This is a genomic window from Desulfobulbaceae bacterium (assembly GCA_015231515.1).
Taxonomy (GTDB): Bacteria; Desulfobacterota; Desulfobulbia; order Desulfobulbales; family VMSU01; genus JADGBM01.
The window spans coordinates 1-19172 of record JADGBM010000058.1 but is presented as its reverse complement, the minus strand read 5'-3'; the positions used below and the strand labels follow the sequence as shown (position 1 = coordinate 19172).

Sequence of the window (19172 nt, the reverse complement as noted above, 5' to 3'; positions counted from 1 at the left end):
AAACTCGAAGTAATGGGTGATTCCGGACCTCTGCTTGTGAGATGAGAGCAGGAAGAGCTTTTTCGGCAATAGAATTAAACGCCTCATGATCACGGAAAAATTTGGTGACCCCGATCAGGAGATCCTTGAACAGCGCAATGGTTTCTGGCGGGTTGCGATGAATATAATCCATATATTCATCAATCCCGTCAACCTGAACGATCACCATTCTTCTTTCTATTCTTCTTACAACAGTTGCCGGCTTATAGTAGGTAAAATCGACCTTGCATTTTTTCTTAAGCACTGAAAACAGTTTTGTGAAACTGTTTTCTTCTTTTTTTATTACCTCAAGCGGTTCTTTCGGACCGGCTATGCGTGGGTGATTTATAAACTGCAACAACTGAACAGGCATCTGCTCCGGAGAAAGAATAAAGTCAGCAAGACCAGTGGCAATGGCACATCGCGGCATACCATCAAATTCAGCAGACTCCTCGCTTTGAACAAAAATCGTCCCTCCTTCTGCTTTGATCGCCCGCAAACCTCGGGTGCCGTCACTGCCTGTACCGGACAATATAATTCCCAAGGCACGTTCGCCCTGATCTTCAGCAAGTGATCTGAAAAAATTGTCTATCGGCAGATTAAGCCCCTGCCTTTCAACCTGTTCTGCCAAAAAAAGCTTGCCGTTCATGGTGGTGATGTTTTTTCTTGGGGTAATCAGATAGATATGATCAGGCTCCATCTCCATGCCATCCTGAGCTCTGCAGACCGCCATTTTTGTGTGTTTGTTCAACAGCTCAACCATCATACTTTTATAGTCCGGTGACAGGTGCTGAATGATAACAAAAGCAATCCCGGTTTCAGGCTGCATGTTTGAAAAAAACTGCTGCAAGGCCTTCAGACCACCGGCGGAAGCGCCAATTCCGACAATATGTGAAGGCTTGCTTTTTTGCTTTGATCCTTTGTTCTGGGCTGGCATTGGGTTCTCCAAAATTTTAAAGACGATTTACTTTATCAAGAACTCTTCTAACGATTTCGGATATTTCACCGCGCAAGTAGGGTTTTGAGAGAATGCCTCTGAATCCGGCCCTTACGAGATCTTCCGGTTCGTACATACTCATATCTCCCGAGCACAGAATAATAGGCAAATCCGGGCGGATATCAAGAAGTTTTTTGGCCAGAAGAACCCCTGTCATGCCAGGCATTGCATGGTCTGTGATAACGACATCAAAAGTTTCAGGTTTGACTTTAAAAAGGGCCAAGGCTTCCTCAGCGCTGCCAACAACAGTGACCCTATAGCCGCCACGGGTCAGCATCTCTTCGGCCATTTCCGCAATTAATTTTTCATCGTCGACCAGCAGGATCGATTCCGAGCCCGCCAAAACAGTCTTACATTCTGCCTTTAAGACCTTACCAATTTTTTCCGCCTCAGGAAGGTAAATAGAAAAGGTCGTTCCAGTTCCAGGGACGCTCTCTACCGAAATATCTCCTCTCAGGCGATGAACGATTCCCTGAACTACCGACAGGCCGAGGCCGGATCCTGCGCCAATCTCCTTTGTTGTAAAATACGGATCAAAAATTTTAGGAAGAATGCTTTTTTCTATTCCCGAGCCATTGTCGGACACAACCAGGAGCAAATATGAGGGCAAAACATTGTTGAGCTCTGTACGAGTTAATTTGGCAGAAGGACCAACTCTTTCTAAGGTCATGCTGATAGCCCCTTCATTTCCAGACATTGCCTGAGCGGCATTGATGCAGAGGTTCATAACAATTTGCAAAATTTGCGATCTATCAGCCAGGACAGTTCCTGTTTCACCTTTCTTTTTGTACTCAATCTTGATCATGGCTGGAATCGATGCCCGCAAAAGGACTACGGCTTCAGAGAGAAGAGCGTCCATATCCAACGGTTCAATTTGCAGATTTGACATGTGGCTGAAGGTCAGAATCTGTTGGACTATATTTTTGGCACGATCCGATGCCTTTATAATCTGCTGCACTTTGCTGGTTTTGAGGCCGGCTTTAGTCATATCCTCCTTGACCATCTCAGCGTAGCCCATAATAATCGCCAGGATATTATTGAAGTCGTGTGCTATGCCCCCGGCCAACGTGCCAATGGCTTCAAGTTTTACTGCCTGACTAAGTCGTTTTTCCAGCAGGGCCTTCTCGGCATCTGAGGCGGATTTGGCCAGCACCATTTCCAGCATGGCAAGGAGCTGAAAATCATCAAAGGGTTTGAGTAAATAGCCAAAGGAACCGGCGCTTTTAGCACGCTCTAAAAGCGCCGGTTCTGCAAAAGCTGTTAGAAAAAGACATGGGATGTGATACTGAGAATATATCTGCTCGGCTGCCGAAATTCCGTCAATGGAACCACGGAGGTGAATATCCATCAAAACAGCGTCTACTTTTTTAGTGCCGGCAAACTCAATCGCGTCTTCACCAGACGTCACAATGGCAGGAACCTCATAGCCATATCGTTGGAGGCATTCTTTGATATCCTCGGCGATAAGAACTTCATCTTCAACTACCAGAATAGATTGCATGGCATTCCTCAACAATTGAATGAACCGACCGTTATCTTAAAGCTATAGTGCGTAACATACAGCCTTATGTTAGCGCATCACGATCGCTGAGGTCAAAATAAAAACAAAAACAAATTACCCGAAGAACACTTGCTTTTTACGGGCCAAAAACAGGTGTAATATCATGAGAGAGCGCGGGGAGGGAGAGATTCTGGGCTTTGGCGAAATGCGGTGTTCAAGTAAGTGCGCAGATTAATCTTTTTGTTAAGAATACCAAGCTTAATACGAATATTTTCACGGTGAAACTCGACTGTTTTGGGGGCAATAGTAAGGAGTTCAGCAATTTCCTTATTTCTTTTGCCGTTTTTTACAAGATCGGCAACCTTAAGTTCCATCACGGTTAAGCCAATCTGTTTTGAGGTAAGGTGTTGAGAAAAAGGGGTTAATATCTCTCCAATATTGCTCATGATGAGCTCGACATAATCTTCCTGGATGGCAGTAAGATGGGTTTTCTTGAGCGCCTCAAGGTAAGGAATCACCAGGTCATTAATGTTTAAAAGAATGCGGTCTCCTTGTTCTATTTTATCTCGATCTCTTTGATCCAGGAGGTAGCGAAGGGCGGTGTTGGCATTCTCGAGCTGCCTGGATTTTTCTTGCAGTGAGGCGCCGAGATCCGTCAACTCGGACACTTTGTTATTAAGTTGAGCGTTAATTTTTTCTAGTCTGTCTGTTTGAGTGTTAACTTCGCTTTCCAGTCTTTTGCAGTGCTTGGCAAGTTGTTCATCCAGGCTCTTTCTGTAAAGGGTTATGGTTATGGCGTTTCTGAGATCTCTATCGTCAAACGGTTTGGTGATGTATGCGTAGGGTTCAGAGATTTTGGCCCGGTCGAGTGTATTTTTGTCGGAATACGAGGTGAGGAATATGATCGGAATATCGAGTTCTCGGCGAATTATTTCGGCGGCCTCAACACCATCCATTTCACCAGACAACATAATATCCATCAAGATAATGTCCGGAGAGTTATTTCTTGCACGAAGGATTGCATCTTCAGCACTTCCAGTCATGCCGGAGACAAAACAGCCGATCTCGCCAAGCAGCTCTTTGATATCTTCAGCCACCAATACTTCGTCTTCTACTATTAAAACTCTTGTTGTTCTTTCCATCATGACCGTTGAGTTGTGTGTGCTTTTACTACTTAAATATTGCCCAAAAAACCAGAGACTCGGGAGGTTGCCTACTACACCGCAACGAGACATTTCACTTCAGCTTCAGGCCAGCAACAACCGCACCACAGCAAAAAGAGACAGCGTGGCGAAGGTGGCTCCGTATAGCAGCTGGTTTGCTTGACGAATATGGTCAGCTTGGGCTGCATCTTTGGGCTCACCGATATAGGGCTTCTCAACAAGCGTACCAAAGTAGCGGTTTGGGCCGCCCATTCTGATACCTAAGGCACCTGCAAAGGCAGCTTCAGTCTGTGCGGAATTGGGACTTGCATGTTTTCTGCGGTCACGTCGCCAAATACGCCAGGCGCCTTTTCGATCGAACCCCATAACTCCAGAAACACAAACAACCATGAACGCTGTTACCCTCGCAGGCAGATAGTTGCACAAATCATCAAGCCGAGCAGCAACCTTGCCAAAATTCAGGTATCTGGTGTTCTTATAACCAAACATCGAGTCCATCGTATTTACCGCCTTATACACCATCGCCCCCACCGGCCCGCCGATCATGGCCCAGAACAGTGGTGCAGTTATACCGTCAACCAGATTTTCCGAGACAGACTCGACACAGGCCCGACTTATTCCCTCCTCGTCCAGCTTGTCTGTCTGACGCCCGACTATCATCGCAACACGGTTCCTGGCCCGTTCAATATCGTTGTCCCGCAAAGCGTCATATACATCCAAACTATGCTTTGACAAATCTTTCAAGGCGATGGTCGTGTATAAGAGATAGACGGCTGCCAGATTACCAGCTATGGGGTGAAGGGCCTTTCCCAACTCAACAACCAAAAGGGCTCCCCCCCCTGAAAACCCCAGCACCAGGAGAACGGTAATAAAGCCAGCCCAAGACTCACTCTTGATATGCTTGCGGCTTACCAGTTCTGCTTTTTCAGCAACATACCCTATCAGTCGAATTGGATGCGGCAACCAGCGCGGATCACCACAGAGCAGATCAACAACAAAAGCAATACAAACTAATAGTTCAATGGGCAACATAATCAAAAATTATTTTGGGGGGCCGACTTAAAGCCCCAGCAGTCTGTAAACCGTATCCATATCAATCCGCTCCCGAACTATTTTGGCCAAACGTTCGAAGGCTGGCTCCAGGTCATACAAGGGGCGTGTGTCAGTATAGGGCGCAAGGTTTTTCCGGGCTCGAATACGATCAATAAACCAGCCTCGGAAACTGTCGCTATCAAAAATGCCATGGAGATAGCTTCCCCACACCAGACCGGAACAGGCACCACGATCAGCATCTCCTTCAGGATTAAAAACTGGTGCTGCTTGCGAGGTAGTCTGACCATGGTGAATTTCGTAGCCATAGACCTGGCAGTTTGACTCCTTATGAACAAGAGTCCTTCGAATCAGGATTTTCTCCTTTTCGAGAACGGTGGAAATCGGCAACAAGCCCAGCCCTGACACGGTGCCCGAAGACTCAATGTTGTGAGGATCGGCAACTTGCCGCCCAAGCATCTGGAAGCCTCCGCAGACCCCAACAACCTCGACGTTGCCGGTCTGAACCAGCCGCTTAATGCAGTCTATAAAACCAGACGACTGTAGATATCTCAGATCGTTAAGTACATTTTTGCTGCCAGGCAGAATAATCAGGTCTGGTGTACCGAGTTGTTCCGGCTTTTTCACAACATGAAGATAGACGTCCGGCTCAGCCAGAAGCGGTTCAAAATCGGTAAAATTGGAGATATGTGGCAAATCAACCAGCGCAACATCAATACAGTCACCTGCAGGTCTGGAGCGATCAAACAGACCCTTTTTAAAGCTTACCGAATCTTCCTCCGGCAGGCCGAGGTTTTTGAGATACGGCACAACGCCCAAGACTGGTTTTCCGGTATGAAGTCTGATGTAACGGTGGGCATCCTCTAACAATGACTCCTGCCCCCGAAAACGATTAACAACGAAACCAGCAACTAATTTGCGCTCCCATTCGGCCAGCACCTCCATGGTGCCGACAAACGAGGCATACACTCCGCCACGGTCAATATCGCCAACAATGAGAACAGGTGCCTTAGCGTAAGCCGCCATGCGCATATTGACAATATCATGGCTTTTCAGATTTACCTCGCCAGGACTGCCGGCCCCTTCAAGAATGACTGCATCATACTCAGCAGCTAATGAGTCATAGGCCTTTTGGGCCAGTAAAAAGGCTTCAGGCTTATAGCGTACATACTCAGCAACGCTCATATTGCCAACTGGCCGGCCATTCACGATAACCTGACTACCAACATCTGAACTTGGTTTAAGCAATATAGGATTCATCCTGACATCCGGATCAAGTCGACAGGCCTGCGCCTGGACCACCTGTGCCCGGCCCATTTCCCCGCCATCCGGGGTAACAAAAGAGTTAAGTGACATATTCTGCGACTTAAAAGGAGCCACTCGAACCCCGTCCTGCAGCAAAATTCTGCACAAAGCCGCCGTCAAAATGCTTTTTCCCGCATCAGAACAGTTTCCCTGAAACATCAAGGCCGACCGCTTAGAAGGCAAAGTTGAACTTTTTTGCCGGCCCAATATTGTGCCTAAAGCCGTTATCAGCCGGTCATTCTCTTCTTCCGTTCTTACAGCAAAGCGGACAAAAGAATCATCAAGCCCCGCAAAATTTGCGCACACCCGAATAGCAATTCCGAAATGCAACAGCTTTGCGGCCAGCTGATCCGCTTTACGCATCAAACCGGGAGAGACCAGTCTGACAAGAATAAAATTTGCCTGCCCATCAAAGACCTTAAACTCTTTAAAGCCTTGCAAGCGCGCCTTCAAATCAGATCTGAGCCTGTTCATAAGATCTCTGCTTAAAGAGGCGTACTGATGGTCGAGAACCATCTGCGCTCCCAGAATAAGGGCTAAACAGTTAACACTCCAGGGTGGTAGAACCAAACGGATTTTGGCGGCGGTTTGCGGATGGGCAACAGCAAAACCAAGCCGCAGGCCGGGAATTGCATAAAATTTAGTCATGGAGCGCAGCACGATAATATTTGACAGCCGTGCAGTAAGGGAGATAGCCGAGGTGGCGTGCTCTATGAAATCGATAAACGCTTCATCAACCACAAAATAGGTTTGTGGATTTTTTTGTGCCGCGCTCTCCAGTGGGCCTAAATCAATGGTCGTGCCGGTTGGATTGTTCGGTTGCCCAAGAAAAATCAGCTCACGACCTTGTATCGATTCGTCAAGCTTGCCCCAATCGACAGCGAACCCCTCGTCTTCCAGCAGGAGGAAGCGGTCAATAGCCAACCTTTCGGCACAAGCCTCTTCATAACCAATATAACTTGGCGCCGGCAGGAGTGCCCGATCCACCTCCAAAGCTCTCGGCAGGGCATAAATCAGCTCGGTAGAACCGTTACCGACAAGAACCTGGGCAGGATCGACATTAAAGGCTTTAGAAACAGCAGCACAGAAATCTTTATACGTAGGATCAGGATAATGTAACAGAGTACTTATATTGGCACTGATGACCGCGCGCACGTATTCCGGCGGGCCCAGCGGATTGATACTGGCCGAAAAATCAAGCAGCGCCTCTACCGGGCAATTGGCCTTGGCGGCAAGCTCTCGTATGTTTCCACCATGAGTGGGTATTTCATGTGCTGATTTATCCACTCGGAAACTCCAGTGAAATTAGTGCCTTACTCCCCAGCTTCTGCCATAAAAAACGAAGTACGTGGATACTAGACATCGTGCTTTCTGGTCAGCCGGAAATCGTTAAAGCCAGGCCCACGGCCATAGCAGCTTCGGCCAGTTCACTGGCCGCTCCAAGGGTATCACCTGTAATACCGCCAATTTTTTGTTTGCAATAAAAACCAAACAATCCGACACACATAATAGTGCCAGCTCCAGCAAAAAGGCCCGACATTCCGGCGGTAAACCAACAGGCAGAGTACAAAATTCCAAGAGAGATATAGGAGGCGGTTTTAAGACGTTGGCGATCACCCAAAAAGGGTGAAGCAATGCCCTCTCGTCGTACGTAGGTAAATATCGCCATTTTTACCACCATAAGCGAACGACCGGCAACAGGCATAAGAAACAGTGCTGCAATGGCTCGCCCTTGATCCATTGCGGCCAGGGCCGATATCTTGAACAACAAAATGAAGATAAGGGCTATAACACCCATACCACCAACCCGGCTGTCCCGCATAATCTCTAAAACCTGCTCTCTGGGCCTTGCGCTAAAAAATCCATCAGCACAATCGGCCAAACCATCAAGATGAAAGCCTCCAGTAATGGCCATGAGGATGAAAACCACAGCAACAGACGCCAGCATTGGTGGCAAAAGATCGTACAGCAACCAACCTGAACATGCGACAACAACTCCAATCACAACCCCAACCACAGGAAACCAGACCACGGTTTTCCCGAGATCATCATGTAAACAACTCCCTGGGACGGGTACACTTGTAAGAAATCGCAACGCTGCACAAAAATTTTTCATGAGCCTGACTCCCAGTCTGGTTAAATTAGAAAATGGCCATTGAAGATCTTACTTATCTGCAAGTGCAACAGCCGCTTCTTCAAAGGTTGACACCTCCGTCAGCACACGAACCGCGGCATCAAGAATGGGCATTGCCAGTGCGGCACCAGTGCCCTCACCTAAGCGCATATTTAAATCCAGGAGCGGCTCACAGCCAAGATGCTGCTGCATGATTCTGTGGCCCGGCTCCACACTTCTGTGGGCGGCAATAATGTAATCAGTTACATGGGGGGCAATGCTTTGGGCAATTAAGGCCCCGGCAGTTGAAATAAATCCATCAATCACAATCGGTTTACGCTCTGCCGCAGCAGCAAGAATCAATCCGGCAATTCCACCAATCTCAAACCCGCCAACCTTGGCCAACACATCTATGCCATCAGCAGCATCCGGCTTATTAAGCCGTAAAGACTCTTTAATCACCTTGATCTTCAAGACGAGCTGTTCATCATTTAAACCCGTTCCTCGTCCAGTTACCTCTTCGACAGAAGCCCCTGCCAGGACAGCTACAATAGCGGCACTTGGCGTGGTATTGGCAATCCCCATATCACCTGTACCAAACAGATCATAGGTATCTTTATAACTGTTGATCACATCAATGCCTGCCTCAATTGACTGGACAGCTTGCTCACGGCTCATAGCCGGGCCTTTTGCCATATTTGCAGTCCCAAAAGCTATTTTTTTATCAATAATTTTGCCAGCCTTCACGAGGCCGGAAAGATCTGCTGCAACCCCCATATCCACAACGATGACATCAGCTCCCGCCTGTCGAGCCAAGGCGTTTATACCAGCCCCACCATTCACAAAATTAGCAACCATCTGAGGTGTCACATTCTGAGGGAATTTACTTACCCCCTCTACTGCAACACCATGGTCTCCTGCCATAGTAATAACCGCCTTGCGTCTTATATCCGGCCGCATACTCATGGTTTGCCCAGCAAGATCAAGTGCCAAATCCATCAGTCGGCCCAAGGCCCAATGTGGCAAAGCCAATTGATCTAACCGTGCCTTAGCCTTCTGCCGCCACTCATCACTTTGTACAGATATCTGCTCAATCGTTGCTGTCAGTACTCTCATTTCACGCTATCCTTTAATCTGTATTGCAATCCCACAGCTTACCATAAACACACTGTCGGCTAATCGTCCAACTGTCTGGTTGCAGCGCCCCACCAAATCTCGAAAACTTCGAGCAAGTGCATTCTCAGGAACAACGCTACAGCCCACTTCGCCACTAACCATCACCACTGCCCCTGATCGTTTGCTGCAAAGCTCAAACAATCTTTCAATATGCTGCTCAACCATTTTTTCATCAACACCGCCTGCGCCCTGAGCATGAAGCAGATTACTAACCCATAAGGTCATACAATCGATGAGCACAATCGCATTTTCTGGTAACTCCTGTAAGGCCTGACAAAGATCAAGCTCTTCTTCAATCGTAGTCCACCCTCGACCTTGGCGGCCCTCTTTATGTTTATATATTCGAGCCGCCATCTCAGCATCCGAATGAGTATAGGCCGGACAGGTTGCCAGAAAATATTTATCAGAAGAACCGATCTTTTCTGCTAACTCCAGGGCAAAATCACTCTTACCACTACGAGCCCCGCCCACAATAAAATTACTTTTACCCATCGTTACTCACTAAAGCATCGTTTAACAGGTGTTTCTTGACGGCCCCTAAAGATTAAAACCGGAAAGAACAGCTTGTTTATCGTAAATATCCAACTTCGCATATGTCGCAGGCTTAACATTAAAGAGCAGGTATTTGTCAAAATTCAAACCCAGCAACAGACAAAGCATTAATCGTATAACCCCACCATGAGCTACAAGCATGACGGACTCCTCCTCGCAGGCCAGAAGCCTGTCAAGCGCACCAGCCACCCTCTCATAAAAATGCTGGCTACTCTCTCCGCCCGGGAATGTGAATTCCCCAAAATTGGCACACCATTGGTCAACCATTTCGGGATCACTGGCGCAGATCTCAGTAAAGGTCGCCCCTTCCCAACGCCCGAAATCTATCTCAACCAACTGATTATCTACAGTGACGTCACAACTGATTTTCCGGGTAATTATATCAGTCGTCTGACGACATCGCCGCATCGGACTACAATAACACGAGTTGATTGTCTGCGCAGAAAGTCTTTCAGCCAACTGCTCTGCCTGCAAAAAACCGCCCTCACTAATAGGTACATCTGTGGAACCAAGATACCTGCCCTTGTACTGATCGCCAGTTTCAGCGTGTCGAACTAAGAAAAGTTTTTTCAATACACCTCCTTAACAAATCGCTGCAATTTGACAAATATTACCAGATACTGGGATTACATACAAAAAAAAGCCCGGACTCGTTCTCACGACCCAGGCTTCAATAATCAAAATACAGTTACACAAAGTATATTGATTTTTCCTGAACAGAACTCAGCCACGAAGCATGTTCAAAAAACACTCAGGCCGGTCTCCCGGCTTGTGAAACGATCAACTACGAATATCCACCACTGGCAAACAGTATAGGCAGACTTCAAGTGTTCGTCATCACTTACGGTTGCGGGTCAGCGCCGGTTTTCCACCGGTCTTCCCGATTATCCCTAAAAGGGCACCTGAGTGTGTTATGATATGTATGTAAACATACTAAAACATAAAAAATATCATTATCAAATGATATTTTTTATGTCAACAGTAAACCCAGGCTCCATCCGAATCACTATTAAATTTAAAATATATTTTATTTATTTTTTGCAATTTACTGATAGGCCCAAACACTCGGGCTTTGTGACCAAACCAAAATAACAAAAGGCAAAAAAAAGAGTATTTACTAGATAAAATGAGTAAAAACGAGCAAACAAGAGTAACATTTTTTCAACAATTCCCTCACCTGCCGGCAGAAAATCTGGCTAACCATCTAAAAACATGTCATTTTCAAGGTAAAAATCCCCACAGCCTGTTTATAGGCTTTCCCAAAGGCCTGCTTTGAAAAAGCCTACATGTCAAGGGCTTACAAACTGTTGATAACTCAAGCTTGAGTTTCATTAAAATTCTACCAAATCGACTTTGACAGCTCGCCACATTTTTTATTAATAAGCTGTCAATCATGACCACACCAAATGCTACTTTGTGGCAGATTGCTCCTCAAATGTGTAATAAAATGAAAAGCCAAATGTCCTTTTCTGTTCCTTAAAACCTATACAACCTTAAATAGCAGATTCGTGTATGTTCTGTTGCTCAGAGCATCACTATTCCTTCTACCGGTATGTGATAGGATGGAAGTAGATTTCACATAATTGCTGAAATAATTAAATTTGAAACGGACTTTAAAAACATGAATTGGGAATTAATAAACAACAAGCTTTCAACAACTTTGTCCAAGGATATACACGATCTTTGGATTAAGCCTATTAAGTGTCAGCAATTTGATGAAAAAACTATCGAATTGGCCGGCCCTGATCGCTTTTTTTGTTCCTGGGTAGCAGAAAACTTCCTGGCGGATATTAAGATGGCTGCTTCAGACTGTGACTGCCACAATCAAGAAATAAAATTCACAGTCTACTCAAACCCCACATCATCGGAATCAGGCGTTACTACGCCCAACACCCCGAAAGGGCAACTTCGCTTGCCGAGCATACCAAAATCAACGACATTTATACGCTCATTAAACCCACGGTATGTTTTTGATGAGTTCATAGTTGGGAAAAGCAACGAAGTTGCTTACTCCGCCTGCAATGCCCTGGCACAAGGTGACACATCGTTCGGCCGCTGCCTATACATTAACTCAGCAACCGGCCTTGGCAAAAGCCACCTTACCCATGCAGTTGCTCATCATATCCTGGAGCACAAACCGGGAACACGATTAAACTACCTCACAGCTCAACAACTTACAGCTGAAATGGTTCGTTCAATTCAAGGCAAAAGCATGGATTCCTTTAAAGAAAAATATCAAAGCAGTGATATACTTCTTATGGAAGATATGCAGTCATTAACTGGCAAGACAAAAACCCAGGAAGAGTTAAGTCTGCTGTTTGATGTGCTTCTGGAAACGGGCAAAACCGTTATCTTCACAGGTGCCCAACCCCCTCGCAATTTTACTAACGTTGACCCAGGCGTTCAGTCACGGTTGTCTTCTGGCCTTGTCACTACCATTAGCGAGCCCGATCTGCAGACAAGAGTTCTTATTGTCGACAAGAAAGCAAAAAATTTGAATCTTAATCTCACTGAAGAGCTTTGCGGTTACATTGCCGAGCAAATCATTGGAGATATCCGACAAGTTCGCAGTGCCCTCATTGGCTTGAAGGCCAAGTCAAACCTACGCCGAATGTCGCCAGATATGGATATGGTCAAGGAGGTTTTAGTCGATATTATTGTTCGTCATCAAGCTTTGACCCCGGAACTGATTAGAGATTTTATTGCTGACCAGTACAACCTCACGCCCCAGGATCTTCAGTCAAAGTCTCGAAAAAAAGAACTTACTTTCCCCCGTCAGGTCTCAATGTACTTTGCGAGAAAATACACAGAAAAAGCCTTAATTGAGATTGGCAAGGCTTTCAATCGCGACCACTCTACAGTAGTCCACTCCATACGCGTGATAACTGATGCGATTAACAGAAGCAACAGCACCAAAGGACAGATTGCACTGCTTGACAACAAGTTCAACAAACAATTTTTAAGTTTTTAGTGCCTTACAGAGTATTTTCTTGTTTTTTTACAAGAAAATACTCTGCGAAAGGCACTTATCCAGTTCATCGGGGTTAGTGGTTTACTGAGCAAGCGCTGTCATGAAAAAAAGATAGCAAAAACTCTGAGAAACTCAAAATTACCGTAAGTTAAGCCACTGTACGGATCAGTATCAAAAATAGACCGGCTTTACCTTCGCCTCAGCCGCCGTCCTGACTCCACCAGCCTGTATCGCAACTACTGTATTACTGGCTGCTTTTATCATGTCGTTCATCCCAATACCGTCCCAGCCAAACCCGCAAATGTGCAGCCCCTGATTTTCATCTTCAACACGGCTACGCCATTGCAATAGTTCCGGATGCCCCATTTCCATCTGCGGGATACCATGCTCAGGACGAAGAACCTGCGCAAATATAGGAGGTTCAGGCATTTCGATCAGCTGACTGATATCAGCATAGACTTGGTCAATCAGTTCCTCATCGGACAGTTCAAGCCTTTCGGGGTGCCGCCGGCCTCCGACCAGAGCCTCAATAAGAACTTTCCCGGCAGGCGCTCGATCAGGGAACATATGAGAGGTAAACATTGCCCCAAGTGTAAAGCGGTTCTCCCTCTCAGGAGCCAAATAGCCAAACCCGTAAGGAACCTTGGCGGAATCAGTAAAGCCCATCACTACGTTAATTATTTTTGAGACAGGAATACAGGATACCGGAGGTACTTTCAAGGGTGTCAAAAGCTGTAAGGCCTGGTTAACTGGTAAGGCTATCACAAGGTCGTTGGCAAAAAAACTTCCTCTGTCGGTCTTAATTTCCCAGCGTTCGTTTTTTTTGATACCTTGAACCAGGGTTTTATACTCAATGTGCTTATCAGCAGTCAGAACCTCAATCAATTTCCCCATACCCTCAGGGAAATTGATCATTGATGGGAGTCTGCCAAGTTTTGCCTTTTTCGAGGAGGCCTTCTTCTTGCGAATAAGCCCCCGCAAAACAGATCCAACCTCCATTTCAAGTTTCCGGACACCTGGCATTACCGCATCAATACTCAGCCGGGTATAATCACCGGCAAAACTTCCAGATACAGCCGCATCAACAAGAGGCAAAAGCTCCTTCCCAAATCGATAAGCAACCCAATCCCCAATAGACTGATCCTCGACCTTAGGCTTTTTCCATAAATCGGCAAATACTCTTAACTTTGCCAGGGTTGAGACAAGTGGGGTCTGCAAAACCGTCTTTAAACTTTGCGGCAAGCGTGTGATTTTACCATGATGGCAAACATACCTGTAGAAATCACCAAGAGGTGCGGTTTGGGCTTCGTCATACAAGCCCGTGTCGCGGAGAAGCTCCTGACTTTCAGGGGTATTATCCAAAAAGCCATGGGGCCCCCATTCTCCCTGAAACCCCTCCATCTTGAAGCTCTTAACCGCACCACCAGTTCGAGTACTTTTCTCCAGAATACATACAGTTGCTTCCGACATATGTTTTTGCACAAAATGGGCTGTACTGAGTCCGGATAAACCGCCACCTATAATGACAACATCATAAAAACCATCCATAGTCGCTCTCGATTTCAATTATAAAAAAAATAACGTAGTTAAAATAGTTGTATCAAATATACTGTATCAAATATACTTGCAGGCAAAGCAATATCAATTTATTATCTTCTCTGTGAAAAACAATGCCTGAGAATCAAAAAAAAATCCTCATACTCTCGTACTCTTTCAGCGGTCAAACTAACGGGTTGTTGCGTAGAGTAGCAAGCGCTCTCGAAGAAGCTGGAATCACTGTCATTAAAGAACGAATTACGACGGTCACTCATCTCCGCTTTCCAGTTTCCTCTATTCCAGCCTGTATATCAATGATGGTAAAAACGTTTTTGCGCCAGCGAATTAAAATTGCCCCGCTTTCAACTAAGGCTAAGCGGAACTACGACTTAATTCTCCTGGCTGGCCCGACATGGTCGTACAACCCGAGCGGCCCAGTTCTTTCTTTGATTGACCGCGATGGCCCAACTCTCTTTAAGAATAAAACTGTTATACCTCTAATTTCCTGCCGAGGCTATTGGCGCATGCACTGGCTTGGTCTCAAACATCTGTTAAAGCGTTGTGGCGCACAGGTTCCCAACCACATTGTCTTTTCCCACCCCAATAAAGAGCCCTGGAGCACAGTCGGCGTGTTTTTGAAGATTGCCGGAAAAAACCCGGAACGTCACCCCTTCTTAGGCAAATACTACTATCATTTTGGCCATACCATTGACCAACAGGACGAAGCTGCACAATTCGGCAAAATCTTAGCCAATGCCCTGAACACTGGCCTCCCACTGGAGAGCATAAACTTTCAGACCCCTAAGGCCCTTCCGTAATCCAGCTGCCACCAAGGGCGGCCTCCAGTCAAGCCACTTCCCGTCAGGCCACAAGACCATGTCAATTCGCCTCAGTTTCCAGCCCTGGTACGGCTTAGAACTCTATCCCTTTTTGTGCTTTTATACCAGAGACATAGGGATGTTTTAAGGCACTGATTTCAGAAACAAGGTCTGCCGTATCAATAAGCCGCTGACTGGCGTCTCTTCCCGAAATGATGATATGTAAACACTCTGGTTTATCAAGCAAAACATCAATGATCTCCTGTTCACTTACCAACTCATATTTGATCAGATAGGTCAACTCATCAAGCACAATCATATCATACGCACGACTCAGAATTTTTTCTTTGGCTAAATTCCAGGCAGTAGCCGCCATTGCCTTTGTCTGCTCCCTATCTTCATCCCAGGTAAATCCTGTGCCCATGGTATGAAATTCAACAGGCCCCTTAAATTCAGAAAAAAACTTTGCCTCACCAGTGGGCCACTTACCCTTGATAAATTGAACAACACAAACCCGCAACCCTTGACCAAGTCCGCGTATGGCCTGCCCCAAAGAGGCAGTTGTTTTCCCTTTGCCATGCCCGGTATAGATGACAATAAGACCTTTACGTTCCATAAGTATTCTTCGATTTTATCGATTTAAGTTATACAAACAGGCTGATGACGCAGTAGAAGAGGTGGCCCTGAATTGGTACATTCAAAAAAAAAGAGGGCGCAGCAGATGCCAGGCCCTCTTCAATATAGATAATCAAATAAGTACGATTACTGACCAGCTCCAGGCAACTTGCTTTTAGCATCAGCAATTATTTCAGATATAGGTGTACCATTTCCGGCAATTGCACCCGGATTTATGGTTAAGAGCTCCTGCCAAGTGGTAACCGCTCCCTGAATATCTCCCAAGTCATACATCAGGACGATCCCTTTGTTAAAACGGGATTGTTCGTGGCGAGGGTCAGCCATTATTGCACTTTCAAAGTTGGCTAATGCCTGCTGAGGATCTCCACTTCTTCTGTACATAACACCGAGGTCGGTTAAAACATTGGCATTTCCAGGCTGCAACTCATTGTACTTGGTATACGCCCGTATAGCTTTGTCAAAACGTGACGCATCAAAATAGGTATTACCTAACTGGACCCAGGCATTTGCATCGGCGGGATTGGTAGAGACACGCTGCTCCAGAGCAAGTATTTGACTTGCCTGCTGAGGGGTCACCCCGCCTTGCTGAACTGTGGCTTGTGGTGCTGGGCCACGATTGTTTTGAGCCACAGGATACGATTCAGTCTGTAATGAACTAAAGACAACACCAGCCATAAAACCGACTACCGCGGCTATACCTGCAACTATATATAGAGTCTGTTTTGTAACACTGTTACTTGCTGTTCCCATTCAAGCTCCCCACAAGAATTATTAATAAAGAAAATGCCGTAAATCTGATTTACGTAGCGCTAAAGGACATATCGTCATAATCCCGTAAATTGTTTGTCTCTATAACACGCTTCACGTCTTCAACATAAAGTTCCTTACGCTCTGAGTAGTTCAACAAACCTTTTGAAAGAGAAAACGAGTCACGAGTTTGCTGCCTGATCTGACGAAGGTCATCATAAGCGGAAACCCTGTTAATAGTCAAGACGTAAGCACGTACAGAATCGATGATTGAATCATACAGAGCTATTCGATGCGTTTTACCTGGATCTCTGCGCAGTGGAACAAGCCCTTTTTTACCCCAAGTCCACATGCCAAAAAGATTATTGGCCTGATAGGCAAAACGAGAACCTCCCCATGAGGACTCTATAGCACCCTGGGCTATAATTAAACTTAGCGGCAAGACGTCTACCCGGCTAAGAAGTTCTGCCGCATTTTCAGTTCTATATTTTCTGGTAAGAGCTTCGACAAATACTATATTGTTCTTCCCAAGTGAGTTCATCCAATCAGGATGAGAACTGGAAAAAATCAAATCTGCCGGATTGCCACCTAGTTCGTCGAGAATATCCAACAGCTGCTGGCGTTCCTGACGAACTTCATTGAGTACGATCATTGCAGCCGGCAACACCGACACAATAAAAGCCTTCTTTTTGTCGAGCACATCTGCCTCACTTAAATCGGCAGGAAAACGGGAAACCAGGACATTTGGAAAGCTGTCCAACGTATCAATATCCCATAAATTTTCCTCCTTGAGCTCACGAATAAGTTCATCAGCGGAGGAAACCAATATAAGGTTTCGATCATTTTCAGTATCAACTGGGGCCTCAAATGGCAAAGAAAGCGCGTCATCAACTGAGGAGGTGCTTGGGGCACCAATTCGGTAAGCAAATGAAGTCCCTTCGCCACTCAGCATAACAAACGAGACAATCAGCCCGAGGCAGGTTAAACCCAAAAAAGCATGGAACTTTTTAAAAGAGCTGCAATCCTTAAACTTTTTATTCTGATTGAGTAAAACTTGAACCGAGCCAGAGGCGACAGCAACCTGTGACAACACCATCTTGGCTGGAAAAACAAACTTACGACATAAGCGCACCAAGCGCAACAACACATACAGATATGAATTTTTCATTTTTTTATCTTTTCATTTTTTACAGGCCGCCTCCACTTGTGAAGACAACCCAAAGTTAATTTACGTGCCAAATATGTTATTTAGCAGCGTGCAATTCAGACAACTGTACTACTGATATTTTCAATTTAGACTCGCCAAGCGTGAACCACAGCCTACAACTCAGATTTATCAGAGAGCAACAATCATTGGTTCCACGCTCGAAAGTTACTAAAAACTTTGCAACATGTATGCCGCTGCACCCCCTGCAACCATTTCAGTATTAATAACAAATAGTTACAAAGAAATCACACTCTAGCCCAATCAACAAGGCAGGCAAATTTGACCACAAAATGTGTGTTTTTTGACCCTTAAAGGAACACTCAGCTAATCCTGCACAAATTTACTATTTTCATATCTGCCAGTTATAATATTGCCATCCGGAAGGGTCAACGTGCCGGGGCCAGACATTGCACCATCACAAAATCCTCCATCCCAGACTGAACGGTCAGGAAGAGTCAACCTGCCCTGCCCATTGAATTGCGCATCCCGGAACTCGCCTTCATACATCCCCCCTCCCGGCTGAGAAAGTTTTCCAGTACCATTAAACTTTCCATCCAGAAAACCACCTGTGTAGTTCAAGCCGTCGGGCATAACCAGGGAACCTTGACCAGAGAACTTACCCTTTACAAACGTCCCTTCATATCTCCCCAGAGATGGCCCGGTAAGAATCCCGAAGCCATTCGGAAGATCGTCAACAATCTCGCCCTCAAACTTACTCCCGTCATTAAATTCAATTGTACCTTTTTCAGTCATGTTCTCTCCTGGTTTACCCTTCATGCCGCCAACCACAAGTACCTTTCTTGGGCTTAACAAAACAGCTCATAGAATGGGTTTCTCGGTGTAAAGGTGGTTTATGGAATTGCACAGGCAAAGTATGCAGCACATTCAAGTTTCAGTTGTGTACAGAAGGAGGGCACTACAACAAAGGGGTCATAGCAAAAAGCCATAACCCCTCACTACCTGGTACGCCAGGAGGGAGTCGAACCCCCGACCTACGGATTAGAAGTCCTAGACAACCTCCACGGTATCGACCGACCGGAAGTCCCTACTACCGATGGTTTCAAAGATATCCCACCTGATAAGTCAAAATCATCTCACACGATAAGTAGCCACTCATCAAATGTATCTAAGAGCAATGTGTCCTTACCAAAACCACTATCTAGCAAGGGCTCCCAGGTGACTCAGCATGATCTTGAAGGTGTCGCTAAAACCTTCCCCAAACGACCAGAGAACGACCAGAGAGTTTTCTCTCAGGTCGCTATTATCATAATACATTTCAAGCCCCCTCCCACAAGAAGTGTCAGTTGATTCGCTCGGTATGATAACGGCTTGAGCTTAAAATGTAAAGTTTAACTGGCCCTATATAAGGATACAAACTATTT

The 19172-nt window shown here is 45.9% G+C and carries 16 protein-coding genes and 1 riboswitch; of the genes, 2 read left to right on the top strand and 14 right to left on the bottom strand.

Annotated elements, in window-relative coordinates; all coding sequences use genetic code 11:
- The 9 genes from HQK80_10015 to cobC form a co-directional block, all read right to left on the bottom strand.
- Positions 1 to 955, bottom strand: a 955-nt coding sequence (locus HQK80_10015; GenBank protein MBF0222544.1) for a chemotaxis protein CheR, incomplete at its 3' end; no start/stop codon positions are given.
- A 16-nt stretch (positions 956 to 971) separates the two neighbouring features.
- On the bottom strand, positions 972 to 2516 hold the full coding sequence (locus tag HQK80_10010; GenBank protein ID MBF0222543.1) for a response regulator: 1545 nt from the start codon (positions 2514 to 2516) through the stop codon (positions 972 to 974).
- 161 nt (positions 2517 to 2677) lie between these two features.
- Positions 2678 to 3661, bottom strand: coding sequence for a response regulator (locus tag HQK80_10005; GenBank protein MBF0222542.1), 984 nt, complete (start codon positions 3659 to 3661; stop codon positions 2678 to 2680).
- A 102-nt stretch (positions 3662 to 3763) separates the two neighbouring features.
- Positions 3764 to 4711 carry a cobalamin biosynthesis protein CobD gene (gene cobD / locus HQK80_10000; GenBank protein ID MBF0222541.1) on the bottom strand — a complete coding sequence of 316 codons (948 nt, stop codon included), beginning with the start codon at positions 4709 to 4711 and terminating at the stop codon, positions 3764 to 3766.
- A 27-nt stretch (positions 4712 to 4738) separates the two neighbouring features.
- Positions 4739 to 7300 carry a cobyric acid synthase gene (locus HQK80_09995; protein ID MBF0222540.1) on the bottom strand — a complete coding sequence of 854 codons (2562 nt, stop codon included), beginning with the start codon at positions 7298 to 7300 and terminating at the stop codon, positions 4739 to 4741.
- Between the two features lie 109 nt (positions 7301 to 7409).
- Positions 7410 to 8150 (bottom strand): adenosylcobinamide-GDP ribazoletransferase, encoded by a 741-nt coding sequence (gene cobS, locus HQK80_09990; protein ID MBF0222539.1) that lies wholly within the window; start codon positions 8148 to 8150, stop codon positions 7410 to 7412.
- Positions 8151 to 8198: 48 nt separating this feature from the next.
- Positions 8199 to 9263, bottom strand: a complete 1065-nt coding sequence (cobT, locus tag HQK80_09985; protein MBF0222538.1) for a nicotinate-nucleotide--dimethylbenzimidazole phosphoribosyltransferase — start codon at positions 9261 to 9263, stop codon at positions 8199 to 8201.
- A 6-nt stretch (positions 9264 to 9269) separates the two neighbouring features.
- Positions 9270 to 9815, bottom strand: a complete 546-nt coding sequence (gene cobU / locus HQK80_09980) for a bifunctional adenosylcobinamide kinase/adenosylcobinamide-phosphate guanylyltransferase (protein MBF0222537.1) — start codon at positions 9813 to 9815, stop codon at positions 9270 to 9272.
- Positions 9816 to 9860: 45 nt separating this feature from the next.
- Entirely contained in the window at positions 9861 to 10448 is a 588-nt protein-coding gene (gene cobC / locus HQK80_09975) for an alpha-ribazole phosphatase (GenBank protein ID MBF0222536.1), read from the bottom strand.
- Positions 10449 to 10611: 163 nt separating this feature from the next.
- Positions 10612 to 10796, bottom strand: a riboswitch (cobalamin riboswitch).
- 700 nt (positions 10797 to 11496) lie between these two features.
- On the opposite strand from cobC, the gene dnaA reads away from it, so the two are divergent.
- Positions 11497 to 12846 (top strand): chromosomal replication initiator protein DnaA, encoded by a 1350-nt coding sequence (gene dnaA, locus HQK80_09970; protein ID MBF0222535.1) that lies wholly within the window; start codon positions 11497 to 11499, stop codon positions 12844 to 12846.
- A gap of 171 nt (positions 12847 to 13017) precedes the next feature.
- On the opposite strand, the gene hemG is transcribed toward dnaA, so the two are convergent.
- A complete protein-coding gene (hemG, locus tag HQK80_09965; protein MBF0222534.1) occupies positions 13018 to 14394 on the bottom strand; it encodes a protoporphyrinogen oxidase in 1377 nt (458 codons plus the stop codon).
- 122 nt (positions 14395 to 14516) lie between these two features.
- Here hemG and HQK80_09960 point away from each other — a divergent pair, with 122 nt between their 5' ends.
- Positions 14517 to 15200: a flavodoxin family protein gene (locus tag HQK80_09960; protein ID MBF0222533.1), complete on the top strand. Its 684-nt coding sequence runs from the start codon at positions 14517 to 14519 to the stop codon at positions 15198 to 15200.
- Positions 15201 to 15294: 94 nt separating this feature from the next.
- Here HQK80_09960 and cobO read toward each other — a convergent pair whose 3' ends face one another.
- The 4 genes from cobO to HQK80_09940 form a co-directional block, all read right to left on the bottom strand.
- Positions 15295 to 15816: a cob(I)yrinic acid a,c-diamide adenosyltransferase gene (gene cobO, locus HQK80_09955; GenBank protein MBF0222532.1), complete on the bottom strand. Its 522-nt coding sequence runs from the start codon at positions 15814 to 15816 to the stop codon at positions 15295 to 15297.
- Positions 15817 to 15962: 146 nt separating this feature from the next.
- Positions 15963 to 16586: a tetratricopeptide repeat protein gene (locus HQK80_09950; GenBank protein MBF0222531.1), complete on the bottom strand. Its 624-nt coding sequence runs from the start codon at positions 16584 to 16586 to the stop codon at positions 15963 to 15965.
- A 49-nt stretch (positions 16587 to 16635) separates the two neighbouring features.
- A complete protein-coding gene (locus HQK80_09945; GenBank protein MBF0222530.1) occupies positions 16636 to 17751 on the bottom strand; it encodes a glucosaminidase domain-containing protein in 1116 nt (371 codons plus the stop codon).
- Between the two features lie 363 nt (positions 17752 to 18114).
- On the bottom strand, positions 18115 to 18543 hold the full coding sequence (locus tag HQK80_09940) for a hypothetical protein (GenBank protein MBF0222529.1): 429 nt from the start codon (positions 18541 to 18543) through the stop codon (positions 18115 to 18117).
- Positions 18544 to 19172: the final 629 nt, after the last annotated feature.